The 380-nt window shown below is 51.1% G+C and carries 1 protein-coding gene; it reads right to left on the minus strand.

Annotated features, from left to right (window positions below; genetic code table 11):
- Positions 1-132: 132 nt before the first annotated feature.
- A partial coding sequence (locus tag ACPYOM_RS22185; RefSeq protein ID WP_481347617.1) for a hypothetical protein occupies positions 133-380 on the minus strand: 248 nt, incomplete at its 5' end.

A 380-nucleotide genomic window follows, 5' to 3' on the forward strand; every position in this document is an offset into this window, starting at 1 on the left:
GTGCTACCGCGAAGAGGCGCAACGCCTCGAAGACAAACGCGAGCAGAAGCTGCTGGACGAGTTGTCGCAGCGCTTGCCGCGGCACGATCCGTATTAACGTGCCGCAGCAGTAGTGCTAGAGGATGGTCTGAGTCATTTGTCCAATATTGTGAAGCTGAAGCCTTTGGAACGACCCAGGAGCTTGGAGTCACGGATCACTTCGAAAAACACACATATTTGTTTACCTATGAACTCCCAATCCGAGCCGTAATTGAGGGTTTGAGCGTAATCCGGCCGATCACTAAGGTTTATATGCCACTTTTCAATGGTATAGACGGCGTCAGCAACCAGGTAAAACGAAAGTTTGTCGCCTTTTTTACCTGGGTAGGTCGCCTTCACGC

This window comes from Monashia sp. HAY1-2A (assembly GCF_056755315.1).